A 16,445-nucleotide genomic window follows, 5' to 3' on the forward strand; every position below is an offset into this window, starting at 1 on the left:
TGACAGAGGTACCGGTTCAATGAAAATAAACAGCATAGACTAGAGCCTTTGTTTCTCTTTGAAAATAGTTGCTTAAACTTAGTTTCTGCATCCCCATCATTTGTTTTCGATACTGAGGGTTCTCCTTGGCATCAATGGCCGAATTGACCAGCCCAAAACCACGGGCAGAGCCCCCGGCAAAGGCATCTGTGCTTTGGTAATTCATTTTGATTCCCTTCTGTTATTTGCCTACAGTGGTAGGGCAATGGAGGTATTTTATGGAAAACCTATACAAAACCGATTACACCCAATGGCTCAGCAAGCAACGGGAGTTACTGGCTCAGCGGCAATTTGACCAGCTCGACATAGACAATCTTCTGGAGGCGATGGAGTACGAGATGGGCAACAGTATCAGGGCTTTTGACTCTCATTTAACTATCTTGTTGCTGCATCTACTCAAGTACGATTATCAGAAACGAGTGTTAAAAGACCCTTGGGTGGAAAGTATGGTAGCCCATTTATGGGTCACTAGTATTGGGCAATCAAGAGTTCAGATCAATCGCCATTTAAAGGGTGACCACTGTCTTGAATCCAAGGCTGACGAGCTGATAACCGACGTTTATCAAGATGCTAAAAAGCTTGCAGTTAAGGAGATGAATCAACACGCTCGTAGTGAAAGCCAGAAACTTGATAGAAGCAGCTTCCCAGACCAATGCCCGTGGACCTTTGAGCAGATCATGACAGAAGACTGGCTGCCGGAGGCTGACCATGAGTAACCTATACAAAACCGACTACACCGCATGGCTAGGTCAGCAACGCGAACTACTGGCCAAACGACAATTTGACCAGCTCGACATCGACAATTTGTTGGAGGCGATGGAACGACGTATGGGAGATGAGGTTAAAGAATTACGCGCCCACTTGGTGGTATTGCTGGTTCACTTGCTGAAATACGACTACCAGAAGCGGATTCTTAAAGACCCTTGGGTTGAAGACAAAGTTCTCTACACTTGGATACCCAGTATCAACAATCCGAGAAGGGAAATTGAGCTCCACGTTGAGGAAAACCCGTGTCTTCAGCCAAATGCTGAAGAGATAATGGCCAATGTTTACCCGAAGGCTAAACGGGATGCTATTGACGAATTGAATAGATACATCAAGATCAAGAGCAAACGCCTGAACAAAAACAGTTTCCCCAAGGAATGCCCATGGTCTTTTGAGCAAGCCACCAAAAAAAACTGGCTCCCCGGCGACTAAAACAGCGCAGCAGCCCCAATCCCCGCCACCGACCCAATAGCGCCAGAGAACCCACCCTGGTTCCGGGCACTCTGCTGAACCGCCGCCTGGTTGCGCTGGCTTTACAATGCGGCTGCCGAGTTAATCCCCTGCAAACCCTGACCCTGTGCGCTTCTGACAAGATTCATCAAGCCTGTCCTCAGACTGTCCTGACGTTGTGCTGCCCCTTCCCGCACGGTATTGGCGGCGACAATCCGGGCACCGTTCCGGCTCAGTGACCTCATGCGCTAGCAGCCTGTCGGACTTAAGCGTCCGTAGCGAGGATTGCAAGAAATTGAGGATAAAAATCTCTGTTTCTGAGGAGAATAGCGAGCTATTTGACGAAGAAACAGAGATTTTTAGACCAATTTATTGCAACCGCAGTAGGACAGTCTTAAGTCCGACAGGCTGCTAGCGGGCCTGTTTCTGTGCTCCTGTCAGCCCGGCACCATACCCGGCCAGTTGACAACACATAATCAGTTCTCCTTGCCAGAGTAGCCGTTATAAATCTTTCTGCATCCCCATCATTTGTTTTCGATACTGACGATTCTCCCTGGCATCAATGGCCGAATTGACCAGCCCAAAACCACGGGCAAAGCCACCGGCAAAGGCGTCTGTGCTTTGGTAATTCATTTTGATTCCCTTCTGTTAATTGCCTACATTGGAGGGGCAATGGAGGTATTTTATGGAAAACCTATACAAAACCGATTACACCCAATGGCTCAGCAAGCAACGGGAGTTACTGGCTCAGCGACAGTTTGACCAGCTCGACATTGACAATCTTCTGGAGGCGATGGAACGACGTATGGGCGATGAGGTTAAAGAATTACGCTCTCACTTGGTGATATTGCTGGTTCACTTGCTGAAATACGACTACCAGAAGCGGATTTTGAAAGACCCTTGGGTGGAAGACAAGGTTATTCAGTCATGGATGCCCAGTATCAGCAACCCTAGAAAACAGATTGAGCTGCACGTCGAAGAATATCCCCACCTGAGCAACCGTTTTGACGAATCACTCGAAAAAGCCTATCCGAAGGCTAAACGATACGCCATTGAAGAACTAAACCGCTATATCAGGATCAATAGCAAACGGCTGAACAAAAAAAGCTTTCCCGACCAATGCCCATGGAGCTATGAGCAGGTTACACAAATGGGATGGCTGCCCGACGACTAAAACAGCTCAGCAGCCCCAATCCCCGCCACCGTCCAAATGGTGCCAAAGAACCCACCCTGGTTCCGGGCACTCTGCTGAACCGCCACTGCCTCCAAAACACATAATCAGCTCTCCTTGCCAAAGTATCCGTTACAAGTCATGCAAATCACTAATGCTGATCAACTAAGTCCAATCCTGTGTCTAGACTAGCTTCCGGGTGTGTTCTTCTGTCTGCAGAGTCCGGATCGACGACGGACTGTTCTTGATCGTTCGTCAGCAAGGAGGCCGTGTCAAAATCTGTGACAGTTGTTTCTGTTTCAGAAGATCTCTGAGCAGAAGGGACAGGTGCTCCTGGCGAAGCTTTAGCTGAGCCATCCGACATGCTGGTGTGGGAATCATCTGGCTGCATCTTTGCGTCTTTTAAAATATAACCGACGCCGTAAAGCTCGCCATAAGATTTCAGGAACATCCAGTGACGGTAGCCACCACTTGCATCACTTGTAGCCCCGGCGTCTGTGTTAGGAGAGGTGACGGTTGTTTCTGTTTCAGAAGATCCCTGAGCAGAAGGGACAGGTGCTTCTGGCGAAGCTTTCCCTGAGCCATCTGACATGCTGGTGTGGGAATCATCTGGCTGCATCTTTACGTCTTCAAAAATATAACCGCGACCGTACAGCGTGCCATAATTTTTCAGGAACATCCAGTGACGGTAGCCACCACCTGCACCACTTGTAGCCCCGGCGTCCGTGTCAGGAGTGGTGACGGTTGTTTCTGTTTCAGAAGATCCCTGAGCAGAAGTGACAGGTGCTTCTGGCGAAGCTTCCCCTGAATCATCGGATTTGCCAATGAGGTTTTCCAGCTTCTGTATAAGATGTCTTATGCCTATAACTTTAAATTTATCACCAATAGCATCCTGGGCGAGCACTAAAGCGTATCGCAGCTTCTCGAGTTCTTCCTGTGGCATATCTTTCGGAATCTCTTCTCCAGAATGTGCACTAAAAGAAAATGCACTAAATGTTACGCCTTCAGATGCATAAATTGCTGTAGCCTTTTCCCTGTCAGAGAAGGTCCAGCCTTGTCGCTCGTAGACTTCACTAACCTTGGCTAAAAGCAAAGAGATGTCATTCATTAAAGAGATATAAACATAATCAGACTCGTTTCTGTCTTCTGGAGGAGTTCGGGAATAATCGGTTGCTCTTTCCGGTGGGTCATTGTCTTCACCGCCTGAGCCAGCCCCAATACCTCCACCACTGCCGATATTACCTGCCCGAGAGTCAGTGGACCCGGAAGCAAGAGGTGCATCGGCAGGCTTTTTCACTTCACCTCCCTCACCTTCTTTTCCATTATCTGCATCCATAGGCTCTTCGGAGGAATAAGGATCGCTGATAATGGCCGCTTTACCATGTCCTGAATAGACCAGCCAGGCATATTGACTCAGGGGAACACAGTGACTGCTGCCTTTGCAGAAGCTTGTGTTGGGATAAGTGGGAAAAAGAGTCATGTCGGGAAAAATAAAATACTCATTTACTTCAGCCTGTTTCAGCACTCCCCCAGGGAAAGCTTCTTTTCCTTCCAAGCCGTCAGGATGTTCATTCAGGTGCTGGATCAGGTTGATAATCAGTTGAAGAACTTCCGGCATTAATAAGATAGCCGGGACCAGGAATGAGTGATAGGGTTCGGATATCTCAGAATCGCTGAATTCAGAAATAATGAACGTTTTTCCATGAAAAGAAAATCTCATGGTGTTGAACTGAGAATCAAACACCAGCCTTATCTTGTTCAGTCTGAGAATATCCAGATGATTCAGATAGTCCTGCTCTAATGCAGATGTTGTTTTGGAAGTTCTTTCTGCGGTTTTAAATGCAGTGACGAAAACACCTTCATCAGGTTCAGAAACCTCAATAGAGGAGGAACCGGCAGTGGCAACATTTAATTGAAGAAATGTTTTTGTTTTACTCAAAGGGGACGCTTCGGGTTGATAAAACAAATTATCAGTCCATTGTGATTCAGGAAGTCCCAATACTTCTATAGGTGATAGATATAAGTCCGTTGTTTTGGGTTGGTAGTTATAAGAAATCGAATGATGGACCAGGTCAGACCATTGTCCTGCTTCACTGTAAAATGACACAAGGAGAGGGACTATCGGAAGCAACCGATACTGCATTTGTATACTCCACTTTAGTACCTAACCAGTTGGTTTCGCATATTCTGGACGGCGGCTTTTTCCATCCTTCTGCGTTCCAACTCTGGTTGCGTAGCTATGGCTACGCGCCCGTCGTTGCGCCTTGAAGGATGAAAAAATCCACTCGCCAGAATATGCGAAACCAACTGGCCAGGTAATTAATCAACATTATTTATGCAAAGGTTATTTTTAGCAGTAGTTGATCGATATGCAAAAAAATTGTTTTTTATTTGTCTTCCAGCCATTTGGCAGAACTGCTTTCAAGGTTTGTGACGATTTAGCTGATTACGCTTGGAGGTAAATATTTTTCAGGATACACTCATTCAATAGGTCAGCAAGGAAGCGCAACTGATGAAAATCAATCCGTCTTCTACTTCGACTGCACTGGACTATGGTGAAAACCCAAACAAAAGCTCAGGCGATCAGGGTGAAGGTTCTCAACAGGGTGGCGATGAGTATCAGCCTAAAGTCCCTCAAAAGGAGCGGGGGCTCAACTCTGCCCGAAATCTGCGATCCCGAAAAGCTTCAAAAAAACGCAATAAGAAGCGTGGGGCCCGAAAACTTTCTGAGCGTCGGGCCCGTCAAAAAGACAAAGACGAGTATCAAAATGACAGCGAGTCTGATGTCTAAATCTCATCAATGTTGATGAGTAACCTCCTTTCTTTGGATGACATACCTTTGCGCAGCTCTCTGTTTTTTGAAGGGCCAGAACTGACTACGGGCTCTTCTTCATCCTTCGCTACCAGCAATGGAGCTGTGTCAGGAGGCACGACTGTTGTCTCTGTTTCAGCTGATTCCTGATCAGAAGTTGCAGGTGCTTCAGGTGGTGGTGTGGATGGTTTCTGGGACGCTTCCTTTGAGTCATCGAATTGAACGCTTTGGTCATTCGTCAGCTTCTTCCAGCTTCTTTTACCATGATTTATACGATAAAAACGGCCTCTGAAATTTGCGAATTTTTCTATCTGGACAGTCTCGATGCGTCTGTCTTTTGATGCATTACGATTCAGTCTGGCAATTGTAGACCTTTCCAGGTCAGACCTTGATTGAGCATCTCGCTCGTCAGCTTCATCATCTTCAGGTAGTAGGAAAGAGGTTTCGTCATCTTCAAATTCGTTTCTGTCTTCTGGAGGTGTTCTGGAATAATCTGTTGCTCTTTCAGGTGGATCATTTTCTTCACCGCCTGAGCCAAGCCCGACGTATCCATTTCGGACATTACCGACCCGGAAGTTAGTCAATCCGGCAGGTGCTGGTCTATAGACCGTTTTTTTCCCTCTATCGCCATTACCTCTTTTTCCTTTTTTTCCATCCATAGGCTCATCGGAGGAATAAGGATCACTGATAATGGCTGCTTTCCCATGCCCTGAATAGACCAGCCAGGCATATTGACTCAGGGGAACACAGTGACTGCTGCCCCTGCAGAAGCCTGTGTTGGGCTGAGTGGGAAACAGAGTCATGTCGGGAAAAATGAAATACTCATTCTCGTCAGCCTGTTCGAGCATTCCCCCGGGGAAAGCTTCTTCTCCCTCTATACCATAAGGGTGTTCATTCAGGTGCTGGACCAGATTGACAACCAGTTGCAGGACTTCGGGCATTAACAAGATAGCCGGGACCAGGTATGAGTGATAGGGTTCGAAAATTTCAGAATCGCTGAATTCGGAAATAATGAAGGTTTTTCCATGAAAAGAAAATTTCATGGTGTTGACCTGAGAGTCAAAAATAAGACTGATTCTGTTCAGTCTGAGAATATCCAGTTGATTCAGATAGACCTGCTCTAATGCAGGTGTTGTTTTGGAAGTTCCTTCTGCGTCTTTAAATGCACTGACGAAAACACCGCCATCGGCTTCAGAAATCTCAACACAGGAAGCACCAGCTGTAGCAATGTTCAATTGAAAAAGTGTTTTTGTTCCACTCAGGGGGGGTGTTTCGGGATGATAAAATAATTCATCGGTCCATGGTACTTTGGGAGCTTCCGACAATTGAAGTAAATGTGGAAGATTCCGGTCCATTATTATTTTGGGTTGGTTGTAATAATAAGAAGTTGAATACTGGGCTAAGTTAGGCCATTGTCCTGCTTCACTGTAAAATGACACAAGGAATGGGACTATCGGAAGAAACCGATACTGCATTTGAATACTCACTTAATAAATTTTATTTATGATGACAATTTATTTAGCAGTAGTTGATTGATATGCAAGAAAATTGGTTTTTATTTGTTAGATGCTGCGACATCCTTCCTGATTCGGGTAGTTGAGCATTCAGCGGCCCTGTGGTCATATGGGCCGGTTATCTGCACAGATTGGGTTAATGGGAAGTGAGGCTATGGTGAAATCAGAAAACTACGATGTACTGGTGGTTGGCGCAGGTATGGTGGGTGCCGCAATTGCTTGTGCTCTGGGTCTCAAAGGTATTCGTATTGCAGTTTTTGACCGGGCCTTACCGTCAGCATTCAAACCTGATCAGTTGCCGGACCTGAGAGTGTCGGCACTGAGCTATGCATCAGAGCAGATTCTGAAAAACCTGGGAGTCTGGCCATACCTGCAAACCATGAGAATGTGCCCATACCGACGCATGGCTGTATGGGAGAAATTGCACTTTCCGCTCGGCAGTGAAACGGATAAGCGTCCTAATCAAACCGTATTCAACGCAGCAGATATCAGGCACGACCAGCTGGGTTTTATTGTCGAGAATCGCATCACTCAGCTGGGTCTTTTAAAAAGGCTCAAAGATGTAGAGTCGGTATCCTTGTTCGCCCCGGCAACTATTGAAAGTATGAATCTAAAGGGTGAAAAGCCTGAAATCATGCTGCAGGATGGAAGTGTATTTAAAGCGGATCTGCTTATCGGGGCTGACGGTGCCCAGTCCAGAGTCAGGGAGCAAGCCAATATTCGTCTTGACACTCGTGAATATGAGCAACAGTGTCTGGTGGCTACTGTAGAGATTGAAGGCGGCTTGCAGGACATTACCTGGCAGGCTTTCACGCCTACCGGACCGGAAGCCTTTCTGCCACTGCCCGATATCGACAGCAAAAGTTATGCGTCTATTGTCTGGTATAACTTGCCTGAGAATGTCCAGAAACTCATGAAACTTTCGGACACTGACTTTCTGGAAGAGCTGTCATCGACTTTTCCCAAAGAGTTACCACCGTTGCTTAAGCTGCACGGGAGAGGCTCGTTCCCGCTGGCCCGTCGTCATGCCATGAACTATTTCACTAATGGAGTAGTGCTGGCAGGCGATGCCGCACATACCATCAACCCTCTTGCGGGTCAGGGGGTCAATCTGGGCTTTCAGGATGTTGCCTGGCTGGCAGAGGTACTGACTGATGCCTTTCAAGCGGGTGAGTCACTGGGTAGCCAGAAAGTGCTATCGCGTTACGAAAAAGCTCGTCGCAGAGACAATCAATTGATGATGAGTACTATGGATGCTTTCTACCTTGCTTTCAGCAACAACAGTTTGCCCCTGAAGGTTTTGAGAAACGTTGCATTGAGTCTTGCCGCTAAATCAAAGCCTGCCGTGAAGGAAGTCATGAAATACGCCATGGGCATTTCCGGGCGACAGGCTGAATTAGCAAAATCGTCGTAAATTTTTGACAGGGTAGGAAGTGTCAGAAAAAAGGCCTGAAAAAACAGGCCTTCATTTATTAGTGCACTTTAGTCCATTATGTCACTGCTTCAGACAACGTCTTTTGGAGAGCTCTGCCGCCGGACTGGAGGCCAGTGTAGCCACCAGATCTTTAGCAAAGTACTCTCTGACCTCACCAGTGTCCATCAGTACCTTGATCCGACCATTTCGCAGGCATTGATATAATCGCCCCTGCTCGCAGGTGATTCGATCTTTAACTATCAGATTTCCGGCCATCTTCCTAACCTTGTTACTCAACCATCTGAACGAAGTTCCCTGTTATGAAACTTGCCGTCACAGCTCTTTGAATGTTTCTCATCTCTGTCATCTTTACCCGCGAGGCTATTCCATACTGCTGATCAGGCATTAGAATCTCGGGAACCCATATTATCGGGCCCTAGTCCTGACTCTTTAGTGACAGTTTTGCTACAGATAAATTAATTGAAAAGTCCGAACCAAAGCGCCGATAAGGACGGTAATGAAGTCAGCGTTCGGAATGTTTATGAGCTTTCAATCAGGCATGTTAAGCCGACTTTTTTTACCTTCTATCATTGTAATGCTGATCTATGGTTTCTGGGTCAGCCCCGAATTTCGTGAGATAGCGGCTGGTGTTGCTATTTTTTTGTTTGGCATGGTTTATCTGGAGCAGGGCTTTAAGGTCTATACCGGAGGGCTTCTTGAAGCTCTGCTCAAGAAGACTACCGATAAGGTCTGGAAAAGCCTGTCCTTTGGTGTGATTTCCACCGCTTTTTTGCAATCCAGCTCTTTGGTTTCGGTTATCGTCATTTCCTTTCTCAGTGCCGGACTGATAGGCCTGACGGCAGGAATCGGGATTATTTTTGGTGCAAATCTTGGCAGTACAGCCGGTGCCTGGCTGGTAGCTGTTTTTGGCTTGAAGGTTAAATTGTCAACCTATGCCATGCCCCTTTTAGTGATAGGAGTGCTCCTGAAATCCAACAAGTACAAGAATATTAATGGATTAGGTTACATCCTTCTTGGTATAGGCTTTCTGTTCCTCGGTATCCACTTCATGAAGGTGGGCTTTGATGCCTTCAAAAGCTCCATTGACCTGGCTGAATTTGCCATGCAGGGCTTTTCGGGGGTGCTGGTGTATACCGGGTTAGGTATGCTGGCCACCATCATTATGCAGTCAACCAACGCAACAATGGTTTTGACATTCTCGGCTCTTGCTGCAGGTCAGCTCAGCTATGAGAATGCCCTGGCCCTGGCCATCGGCTCAAATATTGGCACCACGATTACGGCCATCCTTGGAGCCATCAGTGCCAACGCAGAAGGTAAAAGGCTGGCTGTTGCCCACCTTGCTTTTAATGTCGTCACGGCCACCATTGCTATTGCTGCTCTCAAACCTCTGATGGGCGCAGTGGACTATCTGGCTTCTGTTTATGGTATTGCCGCGAATAATTACACCTTGAAGCTGGCCATCTTTCATAGCCTGTTCAACATCATTGGTATCGTGACCCTTTTGCCCTTCCTCAATAAAATGGTGCATTGGCTACAGATGCTCTTTACCGAGAGCACTCCGCAGGTTCCATTAAATCTTGCGGGGGATGAATCTTTGAAGGTTGAAAGAGCTATTTACCTGAACCCGGTCACTCTCAGTTATCCCGATACCGCATTGAGAGCCATTACCAAGGAGTGTGGACATCTCTATCGCAATACTCTTGAGTTGATCTGTTATGGCATTTATCTCAGCGGTGAAAAGCTTCGTGAGTCTGACAACCTCGAAGAGTTGGTTCAGAGCTGGCGCAGGGATGACCAGCCCTGGACGATCAAGGAACTTTATATTCGCCACATAAAGGGTATCTATGCGGATATTGTCCAGTATTCTGGTGCCCTGGAAGGTAAACTCCCCAGGCAGCAAGCTCAGGAGCTGTTTGCCCTGAAAGTGGCCTGTCGTGATTTTGTTCAGGCCATCAAGCACGTCAAGCATATTTACAAGAACATGGGCAAATACACCCAGTCGGAAAATGAGCAGATTCGGGAACAGTACAATCAATTGAGGCTCTGTCTGGCTTCCGTTCTCAAGCTGGTTGACATTTTGGGCGTTCGTCGCAGTTACAGCCATATCCGTGAACATGCGGAACAACTGAAGAAAGAACTCAGGGAAAGAGACGGGCAAACCAACGAGACTCTGAATGAACTGATTCGCTCCGGACAGGTCGACCCATTTATTGCAAGCTCACTATTGAACGACAGCGCTCATGTTCACGATGCCTGCACAAACCTGATTGACGGTGCCGTCATCATGCTCACAAGGGACAGGGAAGAGTATCAGGAATTTGATATGTCTTCCGAACAGCCCCCCGATCCATCAGTTCACAGTTAATTTGAAGCCGACCTTATTCAGATACATTTTTTCTCGTTCAAAGTCGGCTGCTGTCAGGGGGTGATCTCCTAACCAACCTGATTCAAAGCTAACATTCAGAGTACGGTGACCCGCTTTTAAATCATAATGGGAGAAAGCCCCGTCCCGTATATGATTGAGCACAATCCCCAGACGCAGGAGCACAGTCAGCTTTAACAGCAGGTTGCTGTCTGAATGTTCAAGCAAGCCTTTCGGAATGGCTCTGCGATGCCCATGCACCAGCAGAGCCAGCTTTCTCTGCTGCTCTTTATTGAACCCCATCAGATCCGAGTGCTGGATCAGATAAGCGCCATGACGGTTGTATTGTGCATGTGAAATATCCAGGCCTACCTCGCACACCAGTGAAGCCCAGTTCAATAACTCCCGATCAGAAGCCACCAGTCCCCAGCTCTTTCTGACCTGATCAAAACAGGCCTGTGAGTAACGGTTAATCCCTTCTGCATTGGTCAGGTCAACATGATAGCGTTTCATCAATGCCGACAGGGTCCGGCCCCTGACATCCTCATGATGGTCCCGACCCAGCATGTCGTAAAGAACGCCCTCCCGAAGAGCACCCTCTGAGTATTGCATCCTTTCTATCTCGAAAGCGTCAAAACAGGCCATCAAAATGGCCAGCCCGGCAGGGAAGATAGCCTGCCGATCCGGTTTCAGGCCAGGGAAACGGACTCTGCCAGTGTGACTGAATTCCAGAACCTGACTTTTGAGCATGTCCATTTTTTCATGGGTAATAATTTCACCATGGCCCATGGCTGAGAGAATCGAACTCACTGCCCGAATAGAGCCAGAGGAGCCCACCGCATCCACCCAACCAAGATTTTTGTAGGCTTGTTCAATATTCAGGAGTTCCAGGCGCGCCGCATAATAAGCCGACTGAAAGCGCTCGGGGGACAGCTCTGCGCCGGGAAAAAACCGGTCGGTATAGGCAACACAACCCATATGAAGACTCTCGAGCAGTCTGGGTTCGAAGCGCTCACCTACAATCAGCTCGGTGCTGCCACCACCAATATCGACCACAACTCTACGATCATTGTCGTCTGATTGAGTCTGGGCTACGCCCAAATAGATCAGACGGGCCTCTTCCCGACCGGCAATAATTTCAACAGGATGATTGAGGATTTTTTCAGCTTTTTCGACAAAATCGCTGCTGTTCTTCGCTTTTCTAAGGGCATTGGTGCCAACGACCCTAAGTGCCTGAAAGTGCCTTCCGGACATATACTGGGCAAACTGTGCCAGGCAATTCAGTCCTCTTTTCATGGCCTGCTCAGAAAGACAATCATCCTCACTCAGACCGGCAGCCAACTGTACTTTTTCTCCAAGTCGTTCAATTGGCCTGATTTCCCCCTGTTCCACTCTGGCGACAATCATGTGAAAACTGTTGGAACCCAGATCAATAGCTGCCACGAGAGGCTGGCTGTTGGACTCAATACGACCCTGGTCTGTCATAATGTTCTTCTTCGACACTCCCGCAGCAATCAGTCCGGTTTTTTTCACCCGGGGCCCGTTGAGCTGACGGTTGGTTGAATAATCAGGCCATGACCAGACAATCAGTTTTTGTCATGCAAATCATGGTGCTGGCTAACATAAACCAGCAATATAACAGAAGGCTCTGGTTACAGCACATTTACTGTCAGCCGCACATTGTTGTATACCGGGCTGCTTGCGCTTAAAGCTTCTGTTTACAGGTTTTGGCAGAGATTTCGTGAAAGGAAAAAAGCCATACTTTCAAGTTTCTGATGATGAAAAATAAACATCCCATGAGTCATAAATTCGGCTGCAAAATCTGATTCATGCTGACAGCCGTATACAAATAATCATAACTCTGTAAACTACCACCCACAATAAAATCAGAGTGATCGAATTTGTTTCCGGGTTCATCCCTTTGCTATGATTCGTGCTCTGACATTAAGCAAAATGGCTAGGAGATCCATTCCATGAGCGAAATTGTCAATGTGACAGACGCTTCCTTCGAAGAGGACGTGCTGAAGGCAGAATGTCCTGTACTGGTCGACTATTGGGCTGAATGGTGTGGTCCCTGCAAAATGATCGCGCCCGTACTGGACGAAATCGCACTGGACTACGACGGCAAGCTGAAAATCTGTAAACTGAACATTGATGACAACGAAGCCACACCTCCAAAGTATGGCGTTCGAGGCATTCCAACACTGATGCTGTTCAAGGGTGGCAATGTTGAAGCGACCAAGGTTGGAGCCCTGTCCAAGTCTCAGCTGACAGCATTTCTTGATAGCAACCTGTAACAGAATCAATCTTACGGCTTTAGAGATTTCAGAAGCTTTCTGATACTCCCGGCCAGGAGATTTCTGGAAAAAATCAGCCGGATGAAGTCGAATCATCCAGCTGGTTTCACAGCATTGTGTGATATCACAAAGCAATGAGTCAGGATAGTCCGGCGCCCATCCATCATCGTCAGAATGAGGCTGATGAAAATCAAAAACACAGATACGAAATAGCTGTTTTCATGCTTGCTCCGAAGGGAAATATTTCTCAACAAAAAGTTTCTGAAAAGTTGACGTAGCAGGAGTTCTTGATTATTTTCCAGAAAAGGATATAGACTGTTAATTCGGGAGTTATTAGATCTGCTTGTTTCAGGTAAGCCTGTTGGATGCTTTTCTGGAGCTTTGAAGGTCCTTCTGAACAGCAGTAGTGGATACTCCGGCCACGTTTGTTTCGAGCTTGCCTTTACGATGTGGTTACAGCTTGAAAGCCGTTTTTATGAGCTTAGGCAGGCATCGATATTAAACGATGCTGAAAATAATAATCTCAATAATATCTGATCTTCCTGCAACTACGACGGCCATTACCTTTCAATTTAACGTTCGCGAACTCTTATGCATCTTACCGAACTGAAAAAAAAATCTGTTCCTGAACTTCTGGCGATCGCTAATGAAATGGGCCTTGAAAATCTGGCCCGTTCCCGGAAGCAGGACGTAATCTTCTCAATCCTGAAGCGCCACGCCCGCAGCGGGGAAGACATCTATGGCGATGGTGTTCTTGAGATCCTGCAGGATGGCTTCGGCTTCCTGCGTTCTTCCGACAGCTCTTATCTGGCAGGTCCTGATGATATTTATGTTTCACCCAGTCAGATTCGTCGATTCAATCTGAGAACCGGTGATAGCATTGCGGGTAAAATTCGACCACCTAAAGAGGGTGAACGCTATTTCGCACTGCTAAAAGTCAATGAAATTAATTTTGACCAGCCAGAAAACGCCCGTAATAAAATTCTATTTGAAAACCTGACCCCGCTGTTTCCACAGGATCGTCTGGTCATGGAAATGGGTAACGGCTCCACCGAGGATTTAACAGGCCGAATTATCGACCTGGTGGCTCCAATCGGTAAAGGTCAGCGTGGTCTGATCGTCTCCCCCCCTAAGGCTGGTAAGACCCTGATGCTGCAGAATATTGCAGCTAATATCACCCGTAACAACCCCGAATGCCACCTGATCGTTCTGTTGATTGATGAGCGTCCGGAGGAAGTGACCGAAATGGCCCGTTCCGTGCGTGGTGAAGTGGTGGCCTCGACCTTTGACGAGCCTCCGTCACGACACGTGCAAGTGGCTGAAATGGTTTTGGAAAAAGCCAAGCGACTGGTTGAGCATAAGAAAGACGTGGTGATCCTGCTGGACTCCATTACCCGCCTGGCTCGTGCCTACAACACAGTTATTCCTTCTTCCGGTAAAGTTCTGACCGGTGGTGTTGATGCCCACGCTCTGGAGCGTCCCAAACGTTTCTTTGGTGCTGCCCGTAACATCGAGGAAGGTGGCAGTCTGACCATTATGGCTACCGCCCTGGTGGACACTGGCTCGAAAATGGACGAAGTGATCTTCGAGGAATTCAAAGGTACTGGTAACATGGAACTGAACCTCGACCGTCGCATCGCTGAAAAGCGCGTTTTCCCTGCCATTAACTTCAACAAGTCCGGTACTCGTCGTGAAGACTACCTGACCACAGAAGAAGAATTGCAGCGCATGTGGATTCTGCGCAAGATCCTGCACCCAATGGACGAAATCGGCGCCATTGAATTCCTGCTGGACCGCATGAAGCACACCAAGACCAATGAAGAATTCTTCCAGTCTATGAAGCGGAAGTAATCCATCATTATCCGGGGACAGGTCAGCCTGTCCCCATCTTCTCTCAGCCTCAGCTTTAACTTCCAATGAAATACAGGGACCTACGGGACTTCATCAAGCTGCTGGAAAAGCAGGGTGAACTCGTCAGAATCAAGACCGAAGTCGATCCGTATCTGGAAATGACCGAAATCAGCGACCGAACGCTTCGCAAGAAAGGGCCGGCACTGCTGTTCGAAAATCCAAAAGGTTATGACATGCCGGTACTGGCCAATCTGTTTGGCACAGAGCGCCGGGTGGCTCTGGGTATGGGGCAGGATAATGTCAGCGCGCTGAAGGAGGTAGGTCAGCTCCTGGCATATCTTAAGGAACCCGATCCACCCAAGGGCTTCCGTGATGCTTTGACAAAGCTGCCTGTCTTCAGACAAGTGTTGAACATGGGACCCAAAGTGGTCAGTAAAGCCGTCTGTCAGGAAGTCGTGCTCAAAGGTGATGAGATAGATCTGAACCGGATTCCTGTTCAAACCTGCTGGCCCGGCGATGCGGGCCCTCTGGTCACCTGGCCTCTGGTCATCACCAAAGGCCCTGGAAAGGATCGACAGAACCTCGGAATTTATCGCCAACAGCTGATTGGTAAAAACAAACTGATCATGCGCTGGCTCTCTCATCGTGGCGGTGCTCTGGACTTCAGGGATTGGCAACAGCAATACCCTGATAAACCTTTCCCCGTAACCGTAGCTCTGGGTGCTGATCCGGCTACCATCCTGGGGGCAGTGACCCCTGTGCCTGACAGTCTTTCAGAGTATGCCTTCGCGGGCCTGTTAAGAGGCAGTAAAACCGAACTGGTTAAAAGCATCACCAACGATCTTCAGGTACCTGCCAGTGCCGAGATTGTTCTGGAAGGGCATATCTATCCGGGAGAGATGGCGGACGAAGGCCCGTTCGGTGATCACACCGGTTACTACAACGAAGTGGAGCGTTTCCCGGTCTTTACCGTAGAGTGTATTACTCACAGAAGAGATCCCATTTATCACAGCACTTACACAGGCAGGCCTCCCGATGAGCCCGCTATCCTGGGAGTGGCCCTGAATGAGGTATTTGTTCCCATTCTGAAAAAGCAGTTTCCGGAAATCGTGGACTTTTATCTGCCTCCGGAAGGCTGTTCTTACCGAATGGCGGTGGTGACCCTGCGTAAGGAATACCCGGGTCATGCCAAGCGAGTCATGCTCGGTGTATGGTCATTCCTCAGACAATTTATGTATACCAAGTTCGTTGTTGTCACCGACGATGATGTCAATGCCAGAGACTGGAACGATGTCATCTGGGCCATGACGACTCGAATGGATCCCAAGCGGGACTGCGTCTTTGTTGAAAACACTCCCATTGATTATCTGGATTTCGCTTCACCCGTTGCAGGTCTTGGTTCCAAGGTGGGTTTTGATGCTACGAATAAATGGCCCGGAGAAACCGATCGGGAATGGGGGCAAACCATAACCATGACGCAGGAAGTCAAGGAACGGGTTGATGCACTCTGGGGTGATTTGGGTATAGACTGAAACAATTACAGCTCTTGATTATCAGTCGGTTACCCGAGCTAGCAGCCTGTCGGACTCAAGCGCCCGTAGCGAGGATTGCGAGAAATTGAGGATAAAAATTTCTGCTTCTGAGGAGAATAGCGGGGCTATTTGACGAAGAGGCAGGAATTTTTAGACCAATTTATCGCAACCGCACGACTGCACGGATGCAGGAGCTAGAGCAACGCAGGAGCAGTTG

The 16,445-nt window shown here is 47.8% G+C and carries 16 protein-coding genes; 9 read left to right on the forward strand and 7 right to left on the reverse strand.

Features of this window, described 5'->3' with window-relative positions; translation table 11 throughout:
* Positions 1–16 precede the first annotated feature (16 nt).
* Complete coding sequence (locus ACO6VG_RS06440) at positions 17–205, reverse strand: hypothetical protein (RefSeq protein ID WP_422136157.1); 189 nt, start codon at positions 203–205, stop codon at positions 17–19.
* Between the two features lie 52 nt (positions 206–257).
* Here ACO6VG_RS06440 and ACO6VG_RS06445 point away from each other — a divergent pair, with 52 nt between their 5' ends.
* Positions 258–755, forward strand: coding sequence for a DUF29 domain-containing protein (locus tag ACO6VG_RS06445; RefSeq protein ID WP_422136158.1), 498 nt, complete (start codon positions 258–260; stop codon positions 753–755).
* Positions 748–1,236 (forward strand): DUF29 domain-containing protein, encoded by a 489-nt coding sequence (locus tag ACO6VG_RS06450; RefSeq protein ID WP_422473198.1) that lies wholly within the window; start codon positions 748–750, stop codon positions 1,234–1,236. The genes ACO6VG_RS06445 and ACO6VG_RS06450 overlap by 8 nt, the downstream gene beginning before the upstream one ends.
* Positions 1,237–1,337: 101 nt before the next feature.
* On the opposite strand, the gene ACO6VG_RS06455 is transcribed toward ACO6VG_RS06450, so the two are convergent.
* Together ACO6VG_RS06455 and ACO6VG_RS06460 are read right to left on the reverse strand one after the other, a co-directional pair.
* Positions 1,338–1,499 (reverse strand): hypothetical protein, encoded by a 162-nt coding sequence (locus tag ACO6VG_RS06455; RefSeq protein WP_422136160.1) that lies wholly within the window; start codon positions 1,497–1,499, stop codon positions 1,338–1,340.
* 256 nt (positions 1,500–1,755) lie between these two features.
* Positions 1,756–1,887 (reverse strand): hypothetical protein, encoded by a 132-nt coding sequence (locus tag ACO6VG_RS06460; protein ID WP_422136161.1) that lies wholly within the window; start codon positions 1,885–1,887, stop codon positions 1,756–1,758.
* Between the two features lie 52 nt (positions 1,888–1,939).
* Between ACO6VG_RS06460 and ACO6VG_RS06465 the strand changes: the two genes are divergently transcribed.
* Positions 1,940–2,428, forward strand: coding sequence for a DUF29 domain-containing protein (locus ACO6VG_RS06465; RefSeq protein ID WP_422136162.1), 489 nt, complete (start codon positions 1,940–1,942; stop codon positions 2,426–2,428).
* Positions 2,429–2,576: 148 nt separating this feature from the next.
* On the opposite strand, the gene ACO6VG_RS06470 is transcribed toward ACO6VG_RS06465, so the two are convergent.
* Entirely contained in the window at positions 2,577–4,364 is a 1,788-nt protein-coding gene (locus ACO6VG_RS06470) for a hypothetical protein (RefSeq protein WP_422473200.1), read from the reverse strand.
* Between the two features lie 573 nt (positions 4,365–4,937).
* Between ACO6VG_RS06470 and ACO6VG_RS06475 the strand changes: the two genes are divergently transcribed.
* On the forward strand, positions 4,938–5,216 hold the full coding sequence (locus ACO6VG_RS06475; protein WP_422139439.1) for a hypothetical protein: 279 nt from the start codon (positions 4,938–4,940) through the stop codon (positions 5,214–5,216).
* Here ACO6VG_RS06475 and ACO6VG_RS06480 read toward each other — a convergent pair.
* Entirely contained in the window at positions 5,213–6,472 is a 1,260-nt protein-coding gene (locus tag ACO6VG_RS06480) for a hypothetical protein (RefSeq protein ID WP_422410131.1), read from the reverse strand. The genes ACO6VG_RS06475 and ACO6VG_RS06480 overlap by 4 nt on opposite strands.
* 433 nt (positions 6,473–6,905) lie before the next feature.
* Between ACO6VG_RS06480 and ACO6VG_RS06485 the strand changes: the two genes are divergently transcribed.
* Complete coding sequence (locus ACO6VG_RS06485; RefSeq protein ID WP_422410133.1) at positions 6,906–8,165, forward strand: FAD-dependent monooxygenase; 1,260 nt, start codon at positions 6,906–6,908, stop codon at positions 8,163–8,165.
* Between the two features lie 81 nt (positions 8,166–8,246).
* Here the strand turns inward: ACO6VG_RS06485 and ACO6VG_RS06490 are convergent, their stop codons facing one another.
* On the reverse strand, positions 8,247–8,441 hold the full coding sequence (locus tag ACO6VG_RS06490; RefSeq protein ID WP_422136167.1) for a hypothetical protein: 195 nt from the start codon (positions 8,439–8,441) through the stop codon (positions 8,247–8,249).
* A 265-nt stretch (positions 8,442–8,706) separates the two neighbouring features.
* On the opposite strand from ACO6VG_RS06490, the gene ACO6VG_RS06495 reads away from it, so the two are divergent.
* Complete coding sequence (locus ACO6VG_RS06495; protein ID WP_422136168.1) at positions 8,707–10,551, forward strand: Na/Pi cotransporter family protein; 1,845 nt, start codon at positions 8,707–8,709, stop codon at positions 10,549–10,551.
* On the opposite strand, the gene ppx is transcribed toward ACO6VG_RS06495, so the two are convergent.
* The gene (ppx, locus tag ACO6VG_RS06500) at positions 10,537–12,033 is read right to left on the reverse strand and encodes an exopolyphosphatase (protein WP_422136169.1); all 1,497 of its coding nucleotides are present in this window, start codon (positions 12,031–12,033) and stop codon (positions 10,537–10,539) included. The two genes, ACO6VG_RS06495 and ppx, sit on opposite strands and share 15 nt — an antisense overlap.
* A 488-nt stretch (positions 12,034–12,521) precedes the next feature.
* Between ppx and trxA the strand changes: the two genes are divergently transcribed.
* From trxA to ubiD, 3 genes are all read left to right on the forward strand, one after another.
* The gene (trxA, locus tag ACO6VG_RS06505; protein WP_422136170.1) at positions 12,522–12,845 is read left to right on the forward strand and encodes a thioredoxin TrxA; all 324 of its coding nucleotides are present in this window, start codon (positions 12,522–12,524) and stop codon (positions 12,843–12,845) included.
* 591 nt (positions 12,846–13,436) lie between these two features.
* Positions 13,437–14,696, forward strand: coding sequence for a transcription termination factor Rho (gene rho / locus ACO6VG_RS06510; RefSeq protein ID WP_257276489.1), 1,260 nt, complete (start codon positions 13,437–13,439; stop codon positions 14,694–14,696).
* 65 nt (positions 14,697–14,761) lie between these two features.
* Complete coding sequence (gene ubiD, locus ACO6VG_RS06515; protein WP_422136171.1) at positions 14,762–16,228, forward strand: 4-hydroxy-3-polyprenylbenzoate decarboxylase; 1,467 nt, start codon at positions 14,762–14,764, stop codon at positions 16,226–16,228.
* Positions 16,229–16,445: the final 217 nt, after the last annotated feature.

The organism is Endozoicomonas sp. ALB032, from assembly GCF_049310125.1.
In the GTDB taxonomy this organism is placed as follows: Bacteria; Pseudomonadota; Gammaproteobacteria; order Pseudomonadales; family Endozoicomonadaceae; genus Endozoicomonas_A.

Excerpts from the sequence above, each read along its gene's own strand:
- ACO6VG_RS06440 (WP_422136157.1), bottom strand. The coding sequence starts at position 205 with ATGAATTACCAAAGCACAGATGCCTTTGCCGGGGGCTCTGCCCGTGGT.
- ACO6VG_RS06445 (WP_422136158.1), top strand. The coding sequence starts at position 258 with ATGGAAAACCTATACAAAACCGATTACACCCAATGGCTCAGCAAGCAA.
- ACO6VG_RS06450 (WP_422473198.1), top strand. The coding sequence starts at position 748 with ATGAGTAACCTATACAAAACCGACTACACCGCATGGCTAGGTCAGCAA.
- ACO6VG_RS06455 (WP_422136160.1), bottom strand. The coding sequence starts at position 1,499 with ATGAGGTCACTGAGCCGGAACGGTGCCCGGATTGTCGCCGCCAATACC.
- ACO6VG_RS06460 (WP_422136161.1), bottom strand. The coding sequence starts at position 1,887 with ATGAATTACCAAAGCACAGACGCCTTTGCCGGTGGCTTTGCCCGTGGT.
- ACO6VG_RS06465 (WP_422136162.1), top strand. The coding sequence starts at position 1,940 with ATGGAAAACCTATACAAAACCGATTACACCCAATGGCTCAGCAAGCAA.
- ACO6VG_RS06475 (WP_422139439.1), top strand. The coding sequence starts at position 4,938 with ATGAAAATCAATCCGTCTTCTACTTCGACTGCACTGGACTATGGTGAA.
- ACO6VG_RS06485 (WP_422410133.1), top strand. The coding sequence starts at position 6,906 with ATGGTGAAATCAGAAAACTACGATGTACTGGTGGTTGGCGCAGGTATG.
- ACO6VG_RS06490 (WP_422136167.1), bottom strand. The coding sequence starts at position 8,441 with ATGGCCGGAAATCTGATAGTTAAAGATCGAATCACCTGCGAGCAGGGG.
- ACO6VG_RS06495 (WP_422136168.1), top strand. The coding sequence starts at position 8,707 with ATGAGCTTTCAATCAGGCATGTTAAGCCGACTTTTTTTACCTTCTATC.
- ppx (WP_422136169.1), bottom strand. The coding sequence starts at position 12,033 with ATGACAGACCAGGGTCGTATTGAGTCCAACAGCCAGCCTCTCGTGGCA.
- trxA (WP_422136170.1), top strand. The coding sequence starts at position 12,522 with ATGAGCGAAATTGTCAATGTGACAGACGCTTCCTTCGAAGAGGACGTG.
- rho (WP_257276489.1), top strand. The coding sequence starts at position 13,437 with ATGCATCTTACCGAACTGAAAAAAAAATCTGTTCCTGAACTTCTGGCG.
- ubiD (WP_422136171.1), top strand. The coding sequence starts at position 14,762 with ATGAAATACAGGGACCTACGGGACTTCATCAAGCTGCTGGAAAAGCAG.